The sequence below is a fragment of the Streptomyces sp. NPDC003943 genome (assembly GCF_053605265.1).
This window is the reverse complement of record NZ_JBSGIW010000175.1, coordinates 1-5566: the sequence shown is the minus strand read 5'-3', so window position 1 is coordinate 5566 and position 5566 is coordinate 1. Positions and strand designations below refer to the sequence as shown.

4 protein-coding genes are annotated in these 5566 nt (G+C 69.9%); 3 read left to right on the top strand and 1 reads right to left on the bottom strand.

What is annotated here, in order from left to right:
* The first annotated feature begins 323 nt into the window (after positions 1-323).
* Together hemB and ACWEV0_RS35630 are read left to right on the top strand one after the other, a co-directional pair.
* Positions 324-1325 carry a porphobilinogen synthase gene (gene hemB / locus ACWEV0_RS35635; RefSeq protein ID WP_453153957.1) on the top strand — a complete coding sequence of 334 codons (1002 nt, stop codon included), beginning with the start codon at positions 324-326 and terminating at the stop codon, positions 1323-1325.
* Positions 1326-1423: 98 nt separating this feature from the next.
* Positions 1424-1705: a DUF1876 domain-containing protein gene (locus ACWEV0_RS35630; RefSeq protein WP_403800156.1), complete on the top strand. Its 282-nt coding sequence runs from the start codon at positions 1424-1426 to the stop codon at positions 1703-1705.
* 54 nt (positions 1706-1759) lie between these two features.
* Here the strand turns inward: ACWEV0_RS35630 and argS are convergent, their stop codons facing one another.
* A complete protein-coding gene (gene argS / locus ACWEV0_RS35625; RefSeq protein WP_453153956.1) occupies positions 1760-3529 on the bottom strand; it encodes an arginine--tRNA ligase in 1770 nt (589 codons plus the stop codon).
* 211 nt (positions 3530-3740) lie between these two features.
* On the opposite strand from argS, the gene lysS reads away from it, so the two are divergent.
* Positions 3741-5462 carry a lysine--tRNA ligase gene (gene lysS / locus ACWEV0_RS35620; RefSeq protein WP_453153955.1) on the top strand — a complete coding sequence of 574 codons (1722 nt, stop codon included), beginning with the start codon at positions 3741-3743 and terminating at the stop codon, positions 5460-5462.
* The last annotated feature ends 104 nt before the right edge of the window (positions 5463-5566 follow it).

Genomic DNA, 5566 nt, shown 5'->3' with positions numbered 1-5566 from the left:
GCTGATGGTCGCGGAGAACGCGGTCGACGACTGCTACTGCGAGGACCACGGCGGCTCGCCGGTCGGCCTCGGCAGCCGGCTCATGTGAGCCGCGCCCGCCGGCACGGCGCCCGCTTGGGCTGCGCCGGCTGGGTCCGCCGTTCGTCGCCACACCCCGTTGTGGGCAATGGTCCCGCCTGGGGGTCCCCCCGGACGAAGTCTGGGGGAGGGACGATTGCCCACACGGGGGGGGCAGGATCTACCCCGCGCGGCGCCCAACGCGGGCTTGGGCGGCAACATCGTGTCGGTAAATGCACCCTGCCCACCGGCGTAGCCTCAAAGGCATGAACTCGTACGGATCCTTCCCCGGAGCGCGGCCGCGGCGGCTGCGTACGACGCCCGCCATGCGGCGGATGGTGGCCGAGACGCGGCTGCATCCGGCCGATCTGATCCTGCCCGCGTTCGTGCGGGAGGGCGTGACCGAGCCCGTGCCGATCTCGGCGATGCCGGGCGTCGTGCAGCACTCGCGGGACACCCTGCGGAAGGCCGCCGTGGAGGCGGTCGAGGCGGGCGTCTCCGGGATCATGCTGTTCGGCGTGCCGGAGGACGCGAAGAAGGACGCGGCCGGTACGGCGGGGACGGACCCGGACGGGATCCTGCAGGTGGCGATCCGGGACGTGCGGGCCGAGGTCGGCGACGACCTGGTGATCATGTCGGACCTGTGCCTGGACGAGTACACCGACCACGGCCACTGCGGTGTCCTCGACGCCGACGGGCGCGTCGACAACGACGCCACCCTGGAGCGCTACGCCGAGATGGCCCAGGTCCAGGCGGACGCCGGCGTCCACGTCGTCGGCCCCTCCGGGATGATGGACGGCCAGGTCGGCGTGATCCGCGACGCCCTGGACACCATCGGCAAGGAGGACGTGTCGATCCTCGCGTACACCGCGAAGTACTCCTCCGCCTTCTACGGCCCCTTCCGCGAGGCCGTCGGCTCCTCGCTGACCGGCGACCGCAAGACGTACCAGCAGGACCCCGCCAACGTGCGCGAGTCCATGCGGGAGCTCGCCCTCGACCTCGAGGAGGGCGCCGACATGGTCATGGTGAAGCCGGCCGGCCCGTACCTGGACATCCTGGCCAAGGTCGCCGAGTCGGTGGACGTGCCGGTCGCCGCGTACCAGATCAGCGGCGAGTACGCGATGGTCGAGGCCGCCGCCGAGAAGGGCTGGATCGAGCGGGACAAGGCGATCTTCGAGACCCTGACCGGCATCCGCCGCGCCGGCGCCCAGATGATCCTCACCTACTGGGCGACCGAGGCCGCCCAGAAGCTCGCCCGGGGCCTCTGAGCCCGGTCTCTGAGCCCGGTCTCTGAGCGCGCGAATCTCCGGTCTCCGGATGCACCCTGGAGAGGTACCCGACAGGTACCTCTCTGGAGGTGGTCCTCATGATGCAGTCCCACACCCTGGTCGGCTGGCACATCGAGACCGAGTTCGAGGAGGAGGGCGACCGGACGCGGGCGGCGGCCATGGTGCGGCTCAGTGACGGCACCGAGATCCGCGGCCACGGCAATGCCAATCGCCACCCCTCGGACCCGGAGCAGTTGCGGGTCGGCGAGGAGATCGCCGGCGCGCGTGCGCTGATGGACATCGCCTCGCAGCTGCTGCAGAAGGCCCACGTCGAGATCGACCAGGTCTCCGGGCGGACCTCGCACCCGATCAACCGCTGAACACATACGAAGGCCCGGGCGGGGACTCCCGCCCGGGCCTTCGCCGTACTTCCGTCAGAGGCGCTCGGGCGTCCGGATGCCGAGCAGCGCCATGCCCTGGTGCAGCGTCCGCGCCGTCAGGTCGCACAGGAAGAGGCGGTTCTCGACCTGCTCCGGGGTGTCCGCCTTCAGGACCGGGCACTCCGAGTAGAACGTCGTGTACAGCGACGCCAGCTGGTAGAGGTACGCGGCCAGCTTGTGCGGCGCGTACTCCGCGGCGGTCTCCTGCACGAGCTCGCCGAACGAGTCCAGGTGCAGGCCGAGCGCCCGCTCCGAGGCCGCGAGCTCCAGCTCCGGGTGGGCCGCCGGCCGGGCGTCGCCGGCCTTCCGCAGGATCGACTGGATACGCGCGTACGCGTACTGCAGGTACACCGACGTGTCGCCGTTGAGCGAGACCATCTGGTCCAGGTCGAACTTGTAGTCCCGCGCCGCCGACGTCGACAGGTCCGCGTACTTCACCGCGCCGATGCCCACCTGGGCACCCCGCTCGGCGATCTCCTCCTCCGACAGGTCCTGGGCCTTCTCGCGGACGACCGCGGACGCCCGCTCGATCGCCTCGTCCAGCAGGTCCACCAGCCGCACCGTCTCGCCCTCACGGGTCTTGAACGGCTTGCCGTCCTTGCCGAGGACCGTGCCGAAGGCCAGCTGGACGGCCTTCACCTCGTCGTTCAGCCAGCCGGCCCGGCGGGCCGTCTCGAAGACCATCTTGAAGTGCAGCGACTGGCGGGCGTCCACCACGTACAGCAGCGACGACGCCTTCAGGTTCTGCACCCGGTCGCGGATCGCCGACAGGTCCGTCGCCGCGTAACCGAAACCGCCGTCGGACTTCTGCACGATCAGCGGGGTCGGGTTGCCGTCCGGGCCCTTCACGTCGTCGAAGAACACGCACAGCGCGCCCTCGGAGCGGACCGCGACGCCCGACTCCTCGAGCAGGCGGCAGGTCTCCTGCAGCATGTCGTTGTAGCCGGACTCGCCGACGATGTCGGGGTCGCGGATGTCCATGTCGAGCTTCTCGAAGACCGAGTAGAAGTAGATCTTCGACTCGTCGACGAACCGCTGCCACAGCGTCAGCGTCTCCTCGTCGCCCGCCTGCAGCTGCACGACCCGCGCCCTGGCCCGGGTCTTGAACTCCTCGTCGGAGTCGAAGAGCGCGCGGGACGCCTTGTAGAGCCGGTTCAGGTTGGACATGGCCTCCTCGCCGGAGACCTCCTGGTCCGCGCCCTCGGCCTTGTGGTCCAGCTCGTGCGGGTGCTCGATCAGGTACTGGATGAGCATGCCGAACTGGGTGCCCCAGTCGCCGATGTGGTGGCGCCGGACCACCTGCTCGCCCGTGAACTCCAGGATCTCGACCATCGCGGCGCCGATCACGGCGGACCGCAGGTGGCCGACGTGCATCTCCTTCGCCACGTTCGGCTGCGCGTAGTCGATCACCGTCGTGCCGGCCGACGGGTTGAACGGCACGCCGAGCCGCTCGTCGGCGGCCCGGGCGGCCAGCGTGTCGACGATCGCCCGGTCGGACACCGTGATGTTGAGGAAGCCGGGGCCCGAGACCTCGATCTCCTTCAGCACGTCGTTCGCCGGAATCGACTCGACGACCTTCGTCGCCAGCTCACGCGGGTTGCCCTTGAGCTGCTTGGCGAGCGCCAGGATGCCGTTGGCCTGGAAGTCGGCCCGGTCGCTTCGTCGCAGCAGCGGGTCGGCGGACCCGGCCTCCGGCAGGGCTGCCGAGAGGCCTTCCGCGAGGCGCTGCTGCACGGTCGAAGCGAGGGAAGGGACCGAGGCCATGAGCTTCCGTTCCTGTGAGGAATTCTTACGGGCTGTTTCGCCTGTCAAGTGTCCCATGGGCGGGCAACGAGTTTTCTCCGGCTGTGGACAACTTCCACCCTGTGGACAACCGCGGAGACCGTCGTTCCGTCTGGGACAATGACTGAGATGGAGCTGTAAGGCCCAGAGCTGTAAGGCTTCGAGGGAACCAAGGAAGAAGGACGAACCGACCGTGGCTCAGAGCAGCACCGAGACCGACTGGGTCTCCCGTTTCGCGGACGAGGTCATCGCCGAGTCGGAGCGACGTGCGCCTGGCAAACCGGTCGTCGTCGCCTCCGGACTCTCCCCGTCCGGCCCGATCCACCTCGGCAACCTGCGCGAGGTCATGACCCCGCACCTGGTCGCCGACGAGATCCGCCGCCGCGGGTACGAGGTCCGGCACCTGATCTCCTGGGACGACTACGACCGCTACCGCAAGGTGCCGAACGGCATCGCGGGCATCGACGAGTCCTGGGCCGAGCACATCGGCAAGCCGCTGACCTCCGTGCCGGCCCCGGCCGGCTCCTCGTACCCGAACTGGGCCGAGCACTTCAAGGCCGCCATGGTCGAGGCGCTCGCCGAGCTCGGCGTCGAGTACGACCCGATCAGCCAGACCGAGCAGTACACCTCCGGCGTCTACCGCGAGCAGATCCTGCACGCCATGCGCCACCGCGGCGACATCGACGCCATCCTCGACCAGTACCGGACGAAGAAGGCGCCGAAGAAGCAGTCGCAGAAGCCCGTCGACGAGGCCGAGCTGGAGGCCGCCGAGGGCTCCGGCGCCGCCGGCGAGGACGACGGCTCCGGCGGCGGCGCCGGCTACTTCCCGTACAAGCCCTACTGCGGGCAGTGCGAGAAGGACCTCACCATCGTCACCTCGTACGACGACGACACCACCGAGCTCGCCTACACCTGCTCCAACTGCGGCTTCTCCGAGACCGTCAAGCTGAGCGAGTTCAACCGCGGCAAGCTGGTCTGGAAGGTCGACTGGCCCATGCGCTGGGCCTACGAAGGCGTCATCTTCGAGCCGTCCGGCGTCGACCACTCCTCGCCCGGCTCCTCCTTCCAGGTCGGCGGCCAGATCGTCGGCATCTTCGACGGCGTCCAGCCCATCGGCCCCATGTACGCCTTCGTCGGCATCAGCGGCATGGCCAAGATGTCCTCCTCGCGCGGCGGCGTCCCCACCGCGTCGGACGCCCTGAAGATCATGGAGCCGCAGATCCTGCGCTGGCTGTACGCCCGCCGGAAGCCCAACCAGTCCTTCAAGATCGCCTTCGACCAGGAGATCCAGCGGCTCTACGACGAGTGGGACAAGCTGGAGGCCAAGGTCGCCGACGGCACCGTCCTCCCCGCCGACGCCGCCGCGTACGCGCGCGCCGCCCGCACCGCCGCCGGCGAGCTGCCCCGCACGCCGCGCCCGCTGCCGTACCGCACGCTCGCCTCGGTCATGGACATCACCGCCGGCCACGACGAGCAGACCCTGCGCATCCTCGGCGAGCTCGACCCGGAGAACCCGGTCACCACGCTCGACGAGGTCCGCCCGCGCCTCGACCGCGCCGAGAACTGGATCACCACCCAGGTCCCGGCCGACCAGCGCACCATCGTCCGCGACGAGCCCGACACCGAGCTCCTCGCCACCCTCGACGACGAGGGCCGCGAGTCGCTCCGCCTGCTCCTGGAGGGCCTGGACACCCACTGGTCCCTCGACGGCCTGACCACCCTGGTCTACGGCGTCCCGAAGGTCATGGCCGGCCTCAGCCCCGAGGCCAAGCCCACCCCCGAGCTGAAGCTGGCCCAGCGCTCCTTCTTCGCCCTGCTCTACAAGCTCCTCGTCAGCCGCGAGACGGGTCCCCGCCTGCCCACGCTGCTGCTCGCGGTGGGCGCGGACCGGGTGCGCAAGCTGCTCGGCGCGTAGGCGTCACCAGGACGGGCTCGGCGAAGTCGGTGCCGCCGGCCTCGGCGAGGTCGAGCAGCGCGGTGGGCGCCATGGCGTGCTGGTGGACGCTGTAGACGGGGTAG